Origin of the sequence: Clostridium sp. AF27-5AA (genome assembly GCF_003478415.1) — a bacterium.
GTDB lineage: Bacteria > Bacillota > Clostridia > Lachnospirales > Lachnospiraceae > Otoolea > Otoolea fessa.
Map to the genome: position 1 here is coordinate 216807 of NZ_QUFH01000003.1, position 15447 is coordinate 232253.

A 15447-nucleotide genomic window follows, 5' to 3' on the forward strand; every position below is an offset into this window, starting at 1 on the left:
CAAATCCATTTGTTACTGTTCAGTGACCTGCGGTTCGGTACCCCCCCCCACCAGATTTTATGCTTCTGATCGTCTTTTCCAGCACCTTCATCTCAACCGGTTTTGAAATATGTGCATTCATACCAGCTGCCAGAGAATGCTGAACGTCCTCCGAGAATGCATTGGCAGACATTGCAATGATTGGAATTTTCTTTGCTACTTCATGGGAGCTTCTGCGGATTGCCTTCGTTGCATCATAACCATTCATAACAGGCATCTGCACATCCATCAGAATCATGTCATAATCACCTGGAGCAGACTGTTCAAATGCTTCCAAAATCTCTTCGCCATTTTCACAAATGGTACATTCCGCACCTTCAATCTTTAACAGTTCTATCAGGATCTCCGCGTTCAACTCATTATCCTCTGCACACAGGAATTTCATTCCCTGCAGAATATTTCCATCCTGCTCATCTGTTTCTTCTTGTGCCGCCAGAGCAACCGTTCTATCCTCTGCAATTTTCAGATCCAAGAGAACCTCAAAACAGCTTCCCTGTCCCAATTCACTCTCCACATCAATGGTACCTCCCATTGCCTCAACCAGATTCTTAGTAATCGCCATTCCAAGTCCGGTTCCCTGTATTTTATTTGTAAGGGAACTTTCCGCACGGGTAAACGCATCAAAAATTGTATCCTTGAAATCTGCCGACATTCCCATACCATTATCGCTAACTAAGAAACGGTACTTTGCATAGACAGATGACTTTGTCTCACATTCTTCTACAAAGAACTGAATTCCCCCACCTTCCTGGGTATACTTCACTGCATTGGAAAGCAGGTTGCTGAAAATCTGCATCAGGTGAACCTGATCCGCATTCACCCACTCATGCTGAATATTTTCTTTTATGATTGTAAGGGTCTGCTGCTTTTCATATATTTGAGTATGAAATATAGTGTCAAGTTCCTGTACAAGATCCAGAATAGAAAAGTCAGAATACTTGAAGACTGTTTTTCCTGCCTCAATCTTGCTCATATCCAGAACATCATTGATAATTCCTAACAGGTGCTGTGATGAAATGTCTATTTTTTCTGCATACTCTATAACTTTTGCTTTATTACCTGCATCATGTCTGATCAAAGATGTGATACCAATGATTGCATTCATAGGTGTACGAATATCATGTGACATATTAGACAGGAAATCCGTTTTCGCCTTATTTGCATTTTCAGCTGTCTGCAAAGCCTCTGTTGCAACGTTCTTTGCCTTTTTCAGTTTTTGATTGACTACTTCCATTTCCTTCATTGTTTGTAAATGAAGTTCATTATTTCTTTTTTCATATTCTGCTTTTTGATCTGCAAGACTAAGTCTGGAAATACTGTAGAATAATCCGGCAAAAAGTAAAAATATATAACCTGCCATGAGTATTGTTGTAAACAACACCGTTTTCTGGTAATCCCTCAGCACATTGTCAACAACTCCCCTTTCCACAATACATACCAAAATGGTGTTGTTGCTTTCTATCGGGCAATACCCCAGATAATAGGGGTTCTGTTTTCCCAAAAGTGCAACTCCGGATTCTCTGTTATTAAACTTCTTTTTGAACAAATCAGCCTCTTCTTCTGTAATAGCCTGTTCTCCTTTTAAATGTTTTAACAGGGAATAATTACGCAGGTATTTATCACCACTCTGGTTCGTATACGTAATATTTCCGTCATTATCCAGAATGAACAAATATGCTTTCCCGTCATAACCTTTCAGTTTTAACATGGAATCCAGTTTCGAATGATCATACACGCTTCCAATTGCCGTATAAATTTCCCCATTGATAGTATATTCCTGACATGGAATCGCAACCAGATAACCGTCTTTTTTCTTCTGATCATAATCAACACGCACCAGTTTTCCAATATTGTATCCATTCTTTAAGTCCAGCAGAAATTTACTTGGCATATCAATCCGCATTTTTGTTCCACCTGCTGATATTGCCTGACCATTTTCCCGAAGGAATATAAGTGTACTTTCCGATTCTTTTTCCCATGCTTCAAAGAAACTTTTGTTCATATCCGTTTCAAGAGACAGCTCCCTCTCATGAAGTAAAAATTCCTTAACCAACTGCAGCTGGCTGTAGTACCCACTCACTTGAAGATCATAGGTCTGCTGCATCTGCTCAACAACAGCTCCCATACTGCTTTTTCCATTTTCACTGATATACTTGCTAGACTTACTTATAAGATACTTTATACAAACTACGCTTAAAAGAATAATAAGTAGTATAAGCAACAGCCTTGTTATTTTTTTTCTTTTATTTACCGTTTGTTCTATCTCCACTTTTACTGTTCAACCTCTATATAATCTTCCGGTGCTGACGGCTGCTGTCCTTTTGACATTGCTTCGATCCATGCACTTGATAATGTTGTATCTTTAAGCTGCTCAATCTCACATTTCGGATTTATTTTTTTCAAAACAGACATTGTGGTGTCTGTAAGAAGAATAGAGTATTCCTTTTCTTTGTCTATTTTCTTATCATTAACTGTCAAGTCCTTTAATGAAAATCCACTTTCCGCTTGATTGACGATAATTTTCATACCGGATGCAATTGGTAATTCGTATTTATTGGTTACATAAAAATTCTCATCCGCATCGGCGAAATAATTTTCCACGAGTTCACAAACCTGTTTACCACTAATTTTTGTAAAATATAATGCTGTATCTGAACTCTTTGCTGTCATCATGCCAACCCGGCTATTGGTGCATTCTCCTTTATACATAGAAGAAGTGAAATAATAATATGGTGCCAGAGCCAGCTGTGCATCATTTTCTTCTCTGATCGTAGTTAAAATGGAAGATGCTGAATCACGGCCATTTCTATCGTTCAGTGAAATGGAATATTCATTTTCAAAATTCACCGTTGCTTTTTCTTCCGGAACTTTACGATTCATTACACTGCGCAAAGTATCATAAGCCTGTGTTTCATCCATTTCCCCTGACAGTAATCCGTGAACAGCCTCAAGACTTGCATCAAATGATTTTTGAGCGGAATATCGGATATAAACAGCATTATTTTTAATTTCCTCTTCCAGTCCAGGTACATCCTGCATCATGGTTGGAACATCTGTATTCAATGAAATAACACCGCTTCCATCCGCAATCAGCTTTTGCCCCTCTTCTGAAATCATACAATCCAGCACATCCAGTGCAGTATCCAGTTTCTCCCGGTCTTTTTCCAGGTTTTTGTTAAATGCAATGTTTAATGACGGAGTCATATACACATAGGATTCATCCGATGTCTGTGAAAAGTAAGGAATACGGATCAGCTCCGCATCCATCTGTTTCTGCAGCTGCTGCATAACCGTCGGATGTCCATGAAACATTGCTGATTTTCCCTCGACAAACATCTGGGTTCCTGTATTGATGTCAATATTGATATCTTCTTTGCCAAAATGCGAGTCCTTAAGAAACTGACTGGTTTCTGAAAAAATACGTTTCCATAATGTATCATCAAACTTTACTTCATCCGCTGCAGTCTCTGCACCGTTTCGCCATTCAATACCATCCAGGCTTGTAAACTCACCGATTGCCGCTGCCTGGATGATTTCATTATTAGACCAGTCTTCACCAAGATCCATGGAATACGGTTTTATGCCATTATCATAAAACTGCTGACAGGCCTGTACATATTCCTCATAATTTTCTGGAATCTTTATGCCATACTGATCAAACAGTGTTTTGTTGGCAATGATCGTCTGCGGAATACCACAGATTGGCAGCCACTGGATTTCATCCTCCTCATTCTTATAATATTGCACCGCATAGGAATAATACTTAGAAACAACATCATAAGAAGCAAAATCCATAAGATAAGGCTGTAAGTCCTGTGCATCTGTTCCAGAAAATCGACGTACTGTTATGATATCCGGTAATTCATCATGTTCTTTAAAATAACTGTATAAATCGGTATCATTGTTACCAATAATAAATTCGATATCCTGATCAGGAAACTGTTCATGGATATAGGGTGCAATATTTTTCATCAAACGATTTTCCCACAGATAAACGGTAAGATGATCATCATTTTTAGATACTTCTTTCTTTGACTGTCCACATCCAGACAAGACAGCAGCTGCTACAAGTACACCTGACACCACCGCTATCAGACAACGTTTTGCCTTTTTCATACTTTCATTTTCCTCATTCTTTCCTATATAAAGTCATTATTGTTACGTCTATGAAATAACACCACAAAAAAGCACTGTCAGACAGACAGTGCACCTCATTTTATGCAACTGGCTGCCATTTTACAGGCCCTGTAGTTTTGCGTCCCAGACTTTCATCTGGTTTGCCGATTTCCTTATTATAGCTTTTAAACTTATGCAAAAAACTGGTTTTATTATACTATAGCGCTCTACTGTACACAAGAAAAACATTACCGTTTTAACGCCTGAAAACAAAAAAAGAACAGTCGATATATATACTTGAACTGTTCTTCTACTTCCGAAGTCCACGAAGCATTGACATTACTGTTTCCTGCTCATTTGCATTCAGATCGTTCCATATCCCTAGAACTTCTTTCTGTTTTTCTGTCAGATTCTCTGAATTACCTTCCTGAAAAAACTGCGATAATGTCACGCCCAAAGCTGCACATATTTTTTCAAGTGTGATCAGCGACGGCAGGTTTTCCTGCGCCATGATCCTTCCCAGTGACGACTGGGAAATTCCCGACAGCTGCGATAATCTGTATTTACTGATATCACGCTTTTCACATAAAGATGTTATTTTATCCGCAATATACTTCTCTACCTGCAAGTAACTATACCTCATTTCCGCTATTACATGTTCTTATTGTACCTGTAATAATGAAAAAATATTAGTAATCAACTTTGCAAGTATTTATCCCCATCATGGGAAGTATACGGATAAAAAAATATAAAGATACTTTCGTTTCCGCAAAAGTCATTTTCGCTTATATCATTTTTATAATAACACAGACAGTTATTTTTGTCACATAAAAGTTTGAAACCCCAAACAAAAAAATAAACCTTCTCATACCGCAAAGCCGCATATCCACGGATAAATCCCCATCCCAGAGGGATCACCCTTCTGATGAATATAAAGGCTATTCGCAGATGGCTACGCAATCTGACATGGATGCCTTTTCACAGAAAGTTCACAGCTCATATAATGACACTATATTGACGTGACACGAGTATGTGAGTATACTGTAAGCCATGTGTAGGTTGTGCGTATGTCAGCAACAAATCTGAACATCCGAACGGATAAGGAAACAATTAAAGGATAAATCTGAAAAGCGAATCAGCTGATGGAAAAATGCACGCTCTGCAGATGCGGTATTTACATCAGCCCCTTCCACATATTTCTATGAAATAAAAAGTGGAGTCAAATTGAATGAAAACACAAGCAGACAAGAAGTCAGTCAAAGACATCCAAGAGTTAAAGCAGAGATTTACCAAGTTTTCCATAGGTTTATTTGCAATTTTGACGCTTTCAATCACATTGTTGGCATCAGCATATACATATATTCTGCAAAAATCGTATACAGATATCGCCCTTGAAACGGAACTCAAACGTGATATGGAAAATGCAGATGCAATTCATAAATTGGTAAATAAAAAAATCGGAAGAGAAGAATTTGCCACGCTCCGCCATCAATCTGATGAAAATACAGAAATGTATCACGAAGTTTCCTCGTTTCTAAATGAAATTCGAACGCTGAATTCAACCAGATATTTATACACCGCCACCCGAAATGAAGAAAACAGGCTGATCTATGTGGTGGACGGTCTGGATCCCAACGCAGGAGATGTCAGACATCCGGGAGACTATATTGAGGATGAAATGATTCCGTATATTAACAAGGCTCTTTCAGGAGAAACGGTGTATTCGCAGAACATTGTTGATACGACATGGGGTCCTATTTTCACAGCCTGTTATCCTATAACGGGCGATTTAACGGGTGATTCGGATGAAATAGTTGGTGCTTTATGCATTGAAATGGATATGCAGTCTGTGAATGGGCTGGTAAAGCGAACAAGAAGAGCATCCGTTTATGTTGGAGCTATGGCAGGATGTGTGCTGTTTTTGCTTTGTGCTGTCTGCTTTATCGGCTACAAAAGAAAAAGAGAAGATGAAATTGAACAGACGATTTTGTTGCGCGAGGCTGCGGAAAAAGCAGAGACCGCAAACAGAGCAAAATCATCCTTCTTACTTAATATGTCACATGATATTCGATCACCTATGAATGCTATTATCGGATTTACGGACATTGCACTGAACCAGACAAATGTATCTGAAATTCACGATAGTCTGCAAAAGGTAAAAATAAGTTCAGAGCATCTGCTGTTTTTATTGAATAATGTACTGGATCTTAGCCGTATCGAGAACGGAAAGGTAAGCTTCTCACCTGAGCCGGAGAATTTGCCTGTCCTAATAGATAATGTGATTGCTATCGTGGATGGACTCCTACTGAATCGTGATTTAACATTTGAGATACATCGCAACATCCCCAAAGAACTTTATGTTCTGACGGATGCAACAAAAATTCGTGAGATATTGACGAATCTTCTGAGCAATTCGGTCAAGTTTACAAAAGATGGCGGAACGATTACTTTTGAAATTAGTATCAAACCGGGCATAGACGAACGGCATATTGTAAGCAGTTATGCGGTAAAAGACAATGGCATTGGTATGAGTGAAGAATTTCAGAAAAGGCTGTTTGAACCCTTTTCACAGGAGGATAACGGCGCACGAACACATTATGCCGGAACGGGGCTTGGAATGGCAATTTCCAAGCAATCTGTAGAACTGATGGGCGGTACAATTACGGTTCACAGCAAGAAAGGGTGTGGTTCGTCTTTTACAGTAGAAATTCCTATGGAACTTGCAGACCCAAAACAGATACCTGAGCTGAATCTGATACAAGATGTCAGCCTTAATGGAGTAAAGGTTCTTCTCGCAGAAGATAATGAGCTGAATGCGGAATTGGCAATCACGCTGCTCGAAGAAGCAGGTATGCATGTAACTCGTGCAGTAGACGGACAGGACGCAGTTGCTTGTTTTGCCAACAATCCAGCAGACACATAGGATGTGATTCTAATGGATGTCCTGATGCCTAAAATGAATGGGCATCAGGCGGCAAGGGCAATTCGTGCAATGAGCAAGGAGCGCCCAGACGCTGCGAAAATTCCAATCATCGCACAATCTGCAAATGCTTTCAAGGAAGATGTACAGGCATCCTTGGATTCTGGAATGAACGGACACATTTCAAAGCCATTCAATATAGATGCAGTGACCACTGCAATAAAACAAAATATAAAGAGATAGAAGATTGAGCAACAATCCGCTAACTATCAGAGCATCGTTCAAGGTTTATTTGGACGGTGCTTTTTCTATACCCACAAACTAAACCTTCATTCCATTTGAATACTACTAATGCCGTATATTTGTCTCTAAAGGGCAAATATGCAGCATTTCTTTATTCTTTATGTGCGTGATCGTACATCTTTTGAATATCCTCCGGCAACTTATCCGGTATCATACTATGTACCCGATCTTCGTTGCCATCCTGCATGGCTTGTTCATAATACCAGCGCTTGAATTTAATCATATCCAACACACGACTTAAATGTTCAATTTCAGCTTCCACTGTTTTCTTTTGCTTCTCAAACAGTTCTTTTCGTTGAGGATAAGTAGCTACTCCCTCCACACACCAGTCCATAAACTGTTTAATATCCTTGATTTCCAGACCGGAGCGTTTCAGGCACTCAATTACACGTAATGTTTCAATCTCTTTCTCACTGAATTTACGGATGCCGGAAATTCTTTCCATTCCCGGAAAAAGCCCCTGCTTGTCATAATAGCGCAAAGTTGAAATCGGAAGTCCAAACATTTCCGAAACCTGTCCAATCGTATACATGTATGCCTCCACAAAAAGTTAACAAATTTATTTTACAAACCCATTGACCTAAAGTTAGGTTTATGTTTTATCATTAGTATAGCAGTTATACAGAAAGATTGCAATGGCTAACATGGATTATGAAAAAAGTTATATCGTTGTTACTCATACTTTTCATGTGTTTTGCCTTATCTGCCTGCAATAGCAGTCAGAATGCCGAAACAACAGAAACTACCGGGTATACCGTTTCAGAAGAAAGTAATGCCGCAGAAGAAGAAAGTAGCAGCACACAACAAGATGAGAATGGAGATACAGAAACTATGAAAGTTCTAGTAGCATACTTTTCCCGCACTGGTGAAAATTATGGTGTCGGGCATATTGAAAAAAGGAAACACTCACATAATAGCAGATATGATTGCAGAACAGGTCGATGCTGACCTATTCGAAATCAGCACCGTTGTGCCATATCCCGATGAATACGAAGCTTGTACAGAAACCGCAAAGCAGGAGCAGGAAGAAGATGCCCGTCCTGAACTGTCAGCTACTGTGGAAAGCATGGAAGATTATGATGTTGTCTTTCTCGGTTACCCGATTTGGTGGAGCGACATGCCGATGGCAGTCTACACATTTCTTGAGAGTTATGATTTTTCGGGAAAGACAATCATTCCGTTCTGTACCCACGAAGGCAGTGGTCTTTCTTCCACCGACAGCAGCATTGCTGAAATCTGCACAGGTGCAGATGTTTTGGATGGATTAGAAATAAGAGGTTCTGTGGCACAAAATTCGCAGGATGAAGCATTAACAGCAGTTACAGACTGGCTTGATAAAATTGAAATTTTAGACGAGAACTAAGGAGATATTACCATCATGGAAAAATTAAGCTTAACACAAGAATGGGACAAGGTGTTCCCGAAAAACGACAAGGTGGATCACAAAAAAGTGACTTTCCATAACCGCTACGGCATCACACTGGCGGCGGATATGTTCACGCCAAAGAGTGTGGTGGGCAAGCTTCCCGCTATTGCCGTCAGCGGTCCGTTCGGTGCGGTCAAGGAGCAATCCTCCGGTCTATATGCTCAAAAAATGGCAGAGTACGGATTTTTGACCGTTGCTTTTGACCCGTCCTTTACAGGCGAAAGCGGCGGCAGTCCTCGTTATGTGGCTTCTCCGGACATCAATACGGAAGATTTCTGTGCGGCTGTGGATTTTTTGTCCGTACAGGAGAATATTGACACAGACAGAATTGGTATCATCGGTATCTGTGGTTGGGGCGGTATGGCAATCAACGCAGCAGCACAGGACACCCGTATCAAAGCAACTGCGGCAATGACCATGTACGACATGACCCGTGTAAATGCCAACGGTTATTTTGACAATGAAAACACACCCGAGGCTCGTTTCGCCAAAAAACTGGCAATGAATACCCAGCGTACTGAGGATTATAAAAATGGCAGTTATACCCTTGCAGGCGGTGTCATCGATCCTTTGCCGGACAATGCCCCACAGTTTGTAAAAGATTATTATGCTTACTATAAAACCGAGCGTGGTTATCATCCTCGTTCTCTTAATTCCAACAACGGATGGAATGTGACCTCTCCTCTGTCCTTTATGAATATGCCAATTTTACAGTATGCCGCTGAAATTCGGTCTGCGGTTCTACTGGTACATGGAGAAAAAGCGCATTCCCGTTACTTCAGTGAGGGAGCTTATGAAAAAATGGCCGGAGATAATAAAGAACTGCTTATCATTCCGGGAGCGAGCCATGTTGATCTTTATGACAATTTAGATGTCATTCCTTTTGAAAAGCTGAACAGCTTTTTTAATATGCATCTTAAATAAGGATAGAAAAATCAGTGTATAGGATAGGAGGAATGGAACATGTAATACGCTCTAACTGCTCGTCGAAATACTTCTCTGTCAGATACGTTCCTCGTTTCAGCCGTTCATCATCCATCACCCAGCCTTTGATGGTGTAGTCCTTGGCGATCTGGTTTACCCATTTACGAAACTGTACGGCACGCTCGGAATTGACCTTGAAGCCTACGGCAATGATCATTTGAAGGTTATAGTGTTTGGTATCGCGTGTGACCTGAATGTCCAGACGGATATGGAGTCTAAAAAAACTTCACGCAACTGACCGCCCGATGACCACACCATTGTTTCTGCTTCGCTGCGTACAGCTCGGCATCTCCATCCGGGATCTTGACTTACTCACAATCGGAATGGTGAACGACATGTACGCGGAAAGCAGCAATGATGAGTACAAAGTCTATTCGCAGATTGCTACGCAGAAGGACTTCGATGCATTTTAACAGGAAATCCACAGCTTGTATAATGACATTGTGTTGACATCACCCGAACTTCTGCATATACTATACTTGAATGGAGGTGTTCTGTATGGCAACAACTAATTTAAATATTCGTACAGACAAGGCAATCAAGGATCAGGCGGAGGAAATCTTCAATGAGCTTGGTCTGAATATGACAACTGCTGTAAATATATTCCTGAGAACCGCTATCCGTGAGCATGGTATTCCTTTTGAATTAAAACTGGAAGTACCGAATGATACCACAGCCGCTGCCATTGAGGAAGGCAGAAAAATGATGAAGGATCCTTCTACTCCGCATTATTCCAGTATGGATGCGCTTAAGGCAGCTCTCGATGTATGAAATACGACATTTAGTTTACCAATCAGTTTAAAAAGGATTTGAAGCTTGCCAAAAAGCAAAATAAAAATCTTGATAAGCTGTTTGAGGTAATCGATATTCTGGCGAATGGCGGTATGCTGGAAGCAAAATACAGAGATCATGATCTTACAGGCAACTATAAAGGCACGCGTGAATGTCACATCGAACCAGACCGGCTGCTTATTTATGAGATTCGTGGAGAAGTTCTTCTTTTGATGCTTTATCGCCTTGGTTCACATTCTGAGCTGTTTAAGAAATAATCCCAAAATCGGAAGTTGTAGGAGGAAATTTTTAATGAATATAACGGTTTATCTTGGGGCAAATGAAGGAAATGACCCATGCTTACGAAAAGCAGTTGAGGAATTGGGGGCATGGATTGGAAACAGTGGAAATGCACTTGTTTACGGCGGTTCTAAAGGTGGTTTAATGGGAGCATTGGCAGACAGTGTATTGAAGGCAGGCGGTGATGTTACGGGTGTTGAGCCGAATTTTTTTATTGAAAATGAGTTTCAACATGATGGACTGACAAAACTGATTGTGACTAAGGATATGTCTGAGAGAAAAAACAAAATGATTGAGTTAGGAGAAGCCTTTATTGCCTTCCCGGGCGGCACGGGAACATTGGAGGAAATTGCAGAGGTAATGTCGAAGGTGTCTTTGAAACATCTGGAGGCACCCTGCATTCTCTACAACCTGAACGGTTACTACGATGATTTGAAAGCACTTCTAAATCATATGATTGAAAAAGGATTATCTTCTAACGAGCGACAGGAGGGAATCTTTTTTGTTGAAAATCTGGATGATATAAAGCGAATCTTGAGACGGGCATAACTTATGTTTGCACAGTAAAATGGAGTTGCATTAGCGAAAGACAGAGCACGATCAATTCCAATTTGACGGAGTAATGGATATGAAAATCCGAGAAGTGAACGAAAATAAAAAGCAATTTATATCATTATTGTTATTAGCTGATGAACAGGAGAGCATGGTTGAGCGCTATCTTGAAAAAGGTACTATGTATGTGCTTGAAGACAATGATGAAAAAGCAGAATGTGTTGTTACCGATGAAGGTAATGGAATACTTGAAATCAAGAATATCGCAGTCGATCCGGAAAATCAGGGAAAGGGCTATGGCAAAGCACTAATTGATTTTCTTGCCAGTAAATATGCAGATGAATATTCTGTTTTGCAAGTTGGAACAGGTGACAGTCCATTGACGATACCATTTTATGAAAAATGTGGGTTTGTTCGTTCTCACAAGATTCCCCATTTCTTTACTGACAATTATGACCACCCAATTTATGAGGGCGGTGTACAGTTGATAGATATGATATATTTGCAAAGATGTTTATAACTTCCAGTATTTGTCAACTTCTTACTTTTGCTCATATTATCACCTCATCAAATTCCGATTGAGATTTCACCTGTTTTAAGAGATTTAATAACTGTTATATTTTCTTATTAAATTCTCCGCAAACCCTTGAAAACACTGGATTTGTCGCAGGTGAGCTTTCCCTTATTTTTTCCCTTGTGTTATATATTCCCATATAAGTTTACGAACTCTGATAAGGGAAAATACAAGGGCACAGAATCTTTTGACGTATACTCGCAAACAAAGCTGTCACTCATTGTCCGAGTGACAGCCTGGTTACTTGCTATCCCTGATACCTTATTCTTTCAACCAACGTTTCCTTTTTCAGATTACTGCTTAAAACGAGGGAAAGCACAATCTGCAACAGACCGACCAAAAAAATCATAATAAAAATTGGTACGATTGGAACATGATAGATATTCATTCCAAATATTCCATTATGCTTTGCATAGGCAAAGAGCACGTAGCCAAGTGGCAGACCAACGACAAGTGCTACACATATGGTGCCAACCGTAAAAATCAGTCCCTGTAACTGCAGACATAAATTTAATTGTTTATTTGTCATACCCACAGCCTGTAATACACCATATTCCTGCTTTTTTGTCGTAATATTCATGATCATGGTGTTTGCCATATTCATAAAACCGATGAATCCTACAACCGCCATAAACAGATAACAGCCAAGCTTCATCGTGCGAGCTGAGAATTCTGCAGATTGTAACTGCGCATGATAAGTACCCATTTTTATATGCGAAGTATTAGAAATCAATGTATTCAGATTTTGCTCCACAGATGCCACATCTTTTTTGTCACAGTCCACCCACAGATAGCCATAGGCTGTTCCTCTCGGATTCATGGAACGGTATACACCTTCTGGAATGACAAGATAAGTGTCCGCGCTTACAAAGGATCCTGCAATCTTTCCCTGATAGGTATAGGTTTCACTTCCATTCTCAAAGTCAAATACAATGGATTCACCCGGAGCATATCCATCTTGTTCCATCCACGTTGACCAGCCAAAGAAAATATCACCATTCTTTACCGCCTGATCATAGTCCATAGAGCCAATATCCCCGTCCTGGCGCATAAAATCAAAATCATTTTTACTCACAATATCAGCCGGAAATCTTGTTCCGTTCAGATTTACAGAGACTATCTCTCTCGTCATGACATCTGTCACTCCCGGAATGCTTTTGATTTCTTCAATCAGCGAATCATTCAATGGATCATCCGTCAGAATCGTATCCAGATTATTCTCCGGATATCTTTCATCATACTCAGCAGAATAGTCAAGCTGCAGTTCAAATTGTCCATGATTAACGGAAAGACGTGCTTCATGCTCCGTGTCAATATTTCCCACATAATTAGAGATAATCACAAACAATACGCAAGAAAAACCCATTGTGAGGATAGTACCAATAGTTCTTTTGGGATTACCCGTTACATTTGCCATTGCCATAGAAAACACGGTGACATTTTTTCTGCCATTTCGTTTTCCTTTTTTTTGTGTTTCTGCATTTTCTAAATACCGTGTTGCTTCGATAGGTGAAATCCATGAAACAATTTTCATTGGTTTACGCAGTGCCAAAGCAACGGTAAGAAATGATACGAAAATACAGAGAAACATAACAGGCAGGGAAAACAGAGGCACCTGCTGATTTTGAACTCCCATAGAGCCAGTTCCGGTTGATACAAGGTTCCCCTGTTCTACCAGCCAGTTAAAACCGCATTTTGCAATCAGAAAGCCAAACAGCAGCCCCAGCGGTATCGAAGGAACCGCCAGAAGAATGCCCTCACGAAAGATCAACTGCTTCATCTGCTTTCTGGTTGCACCCAGCGCCTTGATTTTTCCGTACTCCTGAACCTTCTGGGCGATCCCGACCTGGAAGATATTATAAATGACCCCAACGGAAAACAGCACGATTCCGAGGATCAGGGTTCCACAAACCACAATCATTTCATAACTCGGCTGCAAGACCCATTGCAAATAGAGATCATTGACTATAACGTTTTTTTCTTCGATCCCACAGGCTGCTGCAAACTGCTTTATAACCGAATCAATATTATTCATAGATACATTTGCAGAATCATTTAAAGTAAAATAAATATTATACTGTCTGTCATTCTCTGCGACGTGCTCATCATAAAACTCCTGTGACCCGAAAGCAACATAAGATGCCTCGATGGTATACTCATCCCGATCATATAGGATTCCACTGACAACAAATTCTTCCGGCTTATATTCTGACTGCATCCCTGCGCGGTAATCCAATGTCACCGTATCCCCGACTTTTACATCACCATACCCCATTGCACGGAAAAATGCTCTTCCTGCGGCAATTTCCTGCATTTTTTCCGGATACTTTCCTTCCTTTAACTCATATTCTTTATTATAGGGAAGCATTTTTTTTACAGTCTCATCCATGCAGACAAACCCGCCTTTTTCATTGCCTTTTATGACACCTTCGGTGCACATAGTGCCTGTAGCATCTATTTCCGCACGGCGGTTTACTTCTTTTAACTGCGATCCGTCTGCGGAAACAAACAGACCATAATTGCTTCCATATGAGCCTGCCGCCTGACTTTTCTGTAAATGAATTACCCCATTTCCCACAGTACTGATGATAACAAGCAGCATCGTGGTCAGACATATGGACATCATGATCAGTATACTTCTTGTCTTGTTCTTTTTGTCATTGCTATGTGCAATCCTGCTTATTGTCTTCATCTGAAATCCACCACCTGTCCATCCTCAATCACCAGAATGCGATCAGCGACCTGTGCGATTTCGTCATCATGGGTAATCATTACAATCGTCTGACCATATTTTTTTGCTGTCATTTTAAGCAGTGCAATCACCTCATCACTGGTCTTAGAATCAAGATTGCCTGTCGGCTCATCTGCAAATATAATTTCCGGACGATTCACCAGTGCTCTTGCAATCGCTACTCTCTGCTGCTGTCCTCCGGATAACTGATTTGGCAGATTGTAAATCCTCTTTTCAATCCCCAGAGTTGCAATAATATCATTTACATACGCTTCATCCACTTTTCTTCCATCCAGCCCCAGTGGCAGTACAATATTTTCCCATACATTAACAGATGAAACCAGATTAAATGCCTGAAAAACAAATCCGATTTTTCTTCTGCGGAAAACAGCAAGAGCATCTTCTTTCATCCTGTATAAATCTTTCCCTGCTAAAGTAACACTGCCTTTTGTCGGGGTATCAAGCCCTCCAAGCATATGAAGTAATGTACTTTTACCGGAACCTGACTTTCCAACAATTGCGACAAATTCTCCCCGCTCAATCTGAATGTCCACCTGATTGACCGCTTTGACCTGATTCTCACCTGCGCCATAAAACTTACAAAGCTGCTTGGTTTCTAATATCACACTCATGTGTTGCCTCCTTTTCATCTTACATCCAAATTGTATCAGGGCAATCTTTCATTTCACTTTCAAAAAACGAGCAGAAGTCTTACAGAATTGTAAGATTTC

The 15447-nt window shown here is 40.3% G+C and carries 14 protein-coding genes, 2 pseudogenes and 1 riboswitch; of the genes and pseudogenes, 9 read left to right on the forward strand and 7 right to left on the reverse strand.

Annotated elements, in window-relative coordinates:
- Positions 1–19 precede the first annotated feature (19 nt).
- The 3 genes from DWY89_RS05260 to DWY89_RS05270 all read right to left on the reverse strand — a co-directional run bounded on the left by DWY89_RS05260 (position 20) and on the right by DWY89_RS05270 (position 4798).
- The gene (locus DWY89_RS05260; protein WP_243022742.1) at positions 20–2308 is read right to left on the reverse strand and encodes an ATP-binding protein; all 2289 of its coding nucleotides are present in this window, start codon (positions 2306–2308) and stop codon (positions 20–22) included.
- A gap of 2 nt (positions 2309–2310) precedes the next feature.
- Positions 2311–4155 (reverse strand): ABC transporter substrate-binding protein, encoded by a 1845-nt coding sequence (locus DWY89_RS05265; RefSeq protein ID WP_118467164.1) that lies wholly within the window; start codon positions 4153–4155, stop codon positions 2311–2313.
- Between the two features lie 100 nt (positions 4156–4255).
- A riboswitch (cyclic di-GMP riboswitch) is annotated at positions 4256–4331 on the reverse strand.
- Between the two features lie 134 nt (positions 4332–4465).
- The gene (locus DWY89_RS05270; protein ID WP_181986209.1) at positions 4466–4798 is read right to left on the reverse strand and encodes a helix-turn-helix transcriptional regulator; all 333 of its coding nucleotides are present in this window, start codon (positions 4796–4798) and stop codon (positions 4466–4468) included.
- A gap of 585 nt (positions 4799–5383) precedes the next feature.
- Between DWY89_RS05270 and DWY89_RS05280 the strand changes: the two genes are divergently transcribed.
- Together DWY89_RS05280 and DWY89_RS14575 are read left to right on the forward strand one after the other, a co-directional pair.
- Positions 5384–7078: an ATP-binding protein gene (locus DWY89_RS05280; protein WP_243022743.1), complete on the forward strand. Its 1695-nt coding sequence runs from the start codon at positions 5384–5386 to the stop codon at positions 7076–7078.
- 12 nt (positions 7079–7090) lie between these two features.
- Positions 7091–7318 carry a response regulator gene (locus tag DWY89_RS14575; RefSeq protein ID WP_227589577.1) on the forward strand — a complete coding sequence of 76 codons (228 nt, stop codon included), beginning with the start codon at positions 7091–7093 and terminating at the stop codon, positions 7316–7318.
- Between the two features lie 151 nt (positions 7319–7469).
- Here the strand turns inward: DWY89_RS14575 and DWY89_RS05285 are convergent, their stop codons facing one another.
- Positions 7470–7910: a MerR family transcriptional regulator gene (locus DWY89_RS05285; protein ID WP_118523259.1), complete on the reverse strand. Its 441-nt coding sequence runs from the start codon at positions 7908–7910 to the stop codon at positions 7470–7472.
- A 390-nt stretch (positions 7911–8300) separates the two neighbouring features.
- Here DWY89_RS05285 and DWY89_RS14580 point away from each other — a divergent pair, with 390 nt between their 5' ends.
- Together DWY89_RS14580 and DWY89_RS05295 are read left to right on the forward strand one after the other, a co-directional pair.
- Complete coding sequence (locus DWY89_RS14580; RefSeq protein ID WP_243022745.1) at positions 8301–8741, forward strand: flavodoxin; 441 nt, start codon at positions 8301–8303, stop codon at positions 8739–8741.
- Positions 8742–8756: 15 nt separating this feature from the next.
- Entirely contained in the window at positions 8757–9728 is a 972-nt protein-coding gene (locus tag DWY89_RS05295) for an alpha/beta hydrolase (protein ID WP_118523260.1), read from the forward strand.
- 43 nt (positions 9729–9771) lie between these two features.
- On the opposite strand, the pseudogene rhuM reads toward DWY89_RS05295, so the two are convergent.
- Positions 9772–9978, reverse strand: a pseudogene (rhuM, locus tag DWY89_RS05300) (RhuM family protein); the annotation flags it as partial.
- A gap of 4 nt (positions 9979–9982) precedes the next feature.
- Here rhuM and DWY89_RS14235 point away from each other — a divergent pair.
- The 5 genes and pseudogenes from DWY89_RS14235 to DWY89_RS05320 all read left to right on the forward strand — a co-directional run bounded on the left by DWY89_RS14235 (position 9983) and on the right by DWY89_RS05320 (position 11931).
- Positions 9983–10201, forward strand: a complete 219-nt coding sequence (locus tag DWY89_RS14235) for a hypothetical protein (RefSeq protein WP_147353087.1) — start codon at positions 9983–9985, stop codon at positions 10199–10201.
- An 85-nt stretch (positions 10202–10286) separates the two neighbouring features.
- A complete protein-coding gene (locus DWY89_RS05305; protein ID WP_118467157.1) occupies positions 10287–10559 on the forward strand; it encodes a type II toxin-antitoxin system RelB/DinJ family antitoxin in 273 nt (90 codons plus the stop codon).
- Positions 10556–10837 (forward strand): annotated as a pseudogene (locus DWY89_RS05310) (type II toxin-antitoxin system YafQ family toxin). The gene DWY89_RS05305 and the pseudogene DWY89_RS05310 overlap by 4 nt, the downstream one beginning before the upstream one ends.
- A gap of 34 nt (positions 10838–10871) precedes the next feature.
- Positions 10872–11408 carry a TIGR00730 family Rossman fold protein gene (locus DWY89_RS05315; RefSeq protein WP_107001131.1) on the forward strand — a complete coding sequence of 179 codons (537 nt, stop codon included), beginning with the start codon at positions 10872–10874 and terminating at the stop codon, positions 11406–11408.
- Between the two features lie 79 nt (positions 11409–11487).
- Positions 11488–11931, forward strand: a complete 444-nt coding sequence (locus DWY89_RS05320) for a GNAT family N-acetyltransferase (RefSeq protein WP_118467155.1) — start codon at positions 11488–11490, stop codon at positions 11929–11931.
- Positions 11932–12232: 301 nt separating this feature from the next.
- On the opposite strand, the gene DWY89_RS05325 is transcribed toward DWY89_RS05320, so the two are convergent.
- Positions 12233–14677, reverse strand: a complete 2445-nt coding sequence (locus DWY89_RS05325) for an FtsX-like permease family protein (protein ID WP_118467153.1) — start codon at positions 14675–14677, stop codon at positions 12233–12235.
- A complete protein-coding gene (locus tag DWY89_RS05330; protein WP_107001136.1) occupies positions 14674–15348 on the reverse strand; it encodes an ABC transporter ATP-binding protein in 675 nt (224 codons plus the stop codon). Before DWY89_RS05330 ends, DWY89_RS05325 begins: the two co-directional genes overlap by 4 nt.
- Positions 15349–15447 lie beyond the last annotated feature (99 nt).

Bases quoted from the DNA above. Each gene is read 5' to 3' on its own strand.
- DWY89_RS05265 (WP_118467164.1), bottom strand. From the start codon at position 4,155: ATGAAAAAGGCAAAACGTTGTCTGATAGCGGTGGTGTCAGGTGTACTT.
- DWY89_RS05270 (WP_181986209.1), bottom strand. From the start codon at position 4,798: ATGAGGTATAGTTACTTGCAGGTAGAGAAGTATATTGCGGATAAAATA.
- DWY89_RS05280 (WP_243022743.1), top strand. From the start codon at position 5,384: ATGAAAACACAAGCAGACAAGAAGTCAGTCAAAGACATCCAAGAGTTA.
- DWY89_RS14575 (WP_227589577.1), top strand. From the start codon at position 7,091: ATGGATGTCCTGATGCCTAAAATGAATGGGCATCAGGCGGCAAGGGCA.
- DWY89_RS05285 (WP_118523259.1), bottom strand. From the start codon at position 7,910: ATGTATACGATTGGACAGGTTTCGGAAATGTTTGGACTTCCGATTTCA.
- DWY89_RS14580 (WP_243022745.1), top strand. From the start codon at position 8,301: ATGATTGCAGAACAGGTCGATGCTGACCTATTCGAAATCAGCACCGTT.
- DWY89_RS05295 (WP_118523260.1), top strand. From the start codon at position 8,757: ATGGAAAAATTAAGCTTAACACAAGAATGGGACAAGGTGTTCCCGAAA.
- DWY89_RS14235 (WP_147353087.1), top strand. From the start codon at position 9,983: ATGTCCAGACGGATATGGAGTCTAAAAAAACTTCACGCAACTGACCGC.
- DWY89_RS05305 (WP_118467157.1), top strand. From the start codon at position 10,287: ATGGCAACAACTAATTTAAATATTCGTACAGACAAGGCAATCAAGGAT.
- DWY89_RS05315 (WP_107001131.1), top strand. From the start codon at position 10,872: ATGAATATAACGGTTTATCTTGGGGCAAATGAAGGAAATGACCCATGC.
- DWY89_RS05320 (WP_118467155.1), top strand. From the start codon at position 11,488: ATGAAAATCCGAGAAGTGAACGAAAATAAAAAGCAATTTATATCATTA.
- DWY89_RS05325 (WP_118467153.1), bottom strand. From the start codon at position 14,677: ATGAAGACAATAAGCAGGATTGCACATAGCAATGACAAAAAGAACAAG.
- DWY89_RS05330 (WP_107001136.1), bottom strand. From the start codon at position 15,348: ATGAGTGTGATATTAGAAACCAAGCAGCTTTGTAAGTTTTATGGCGCA.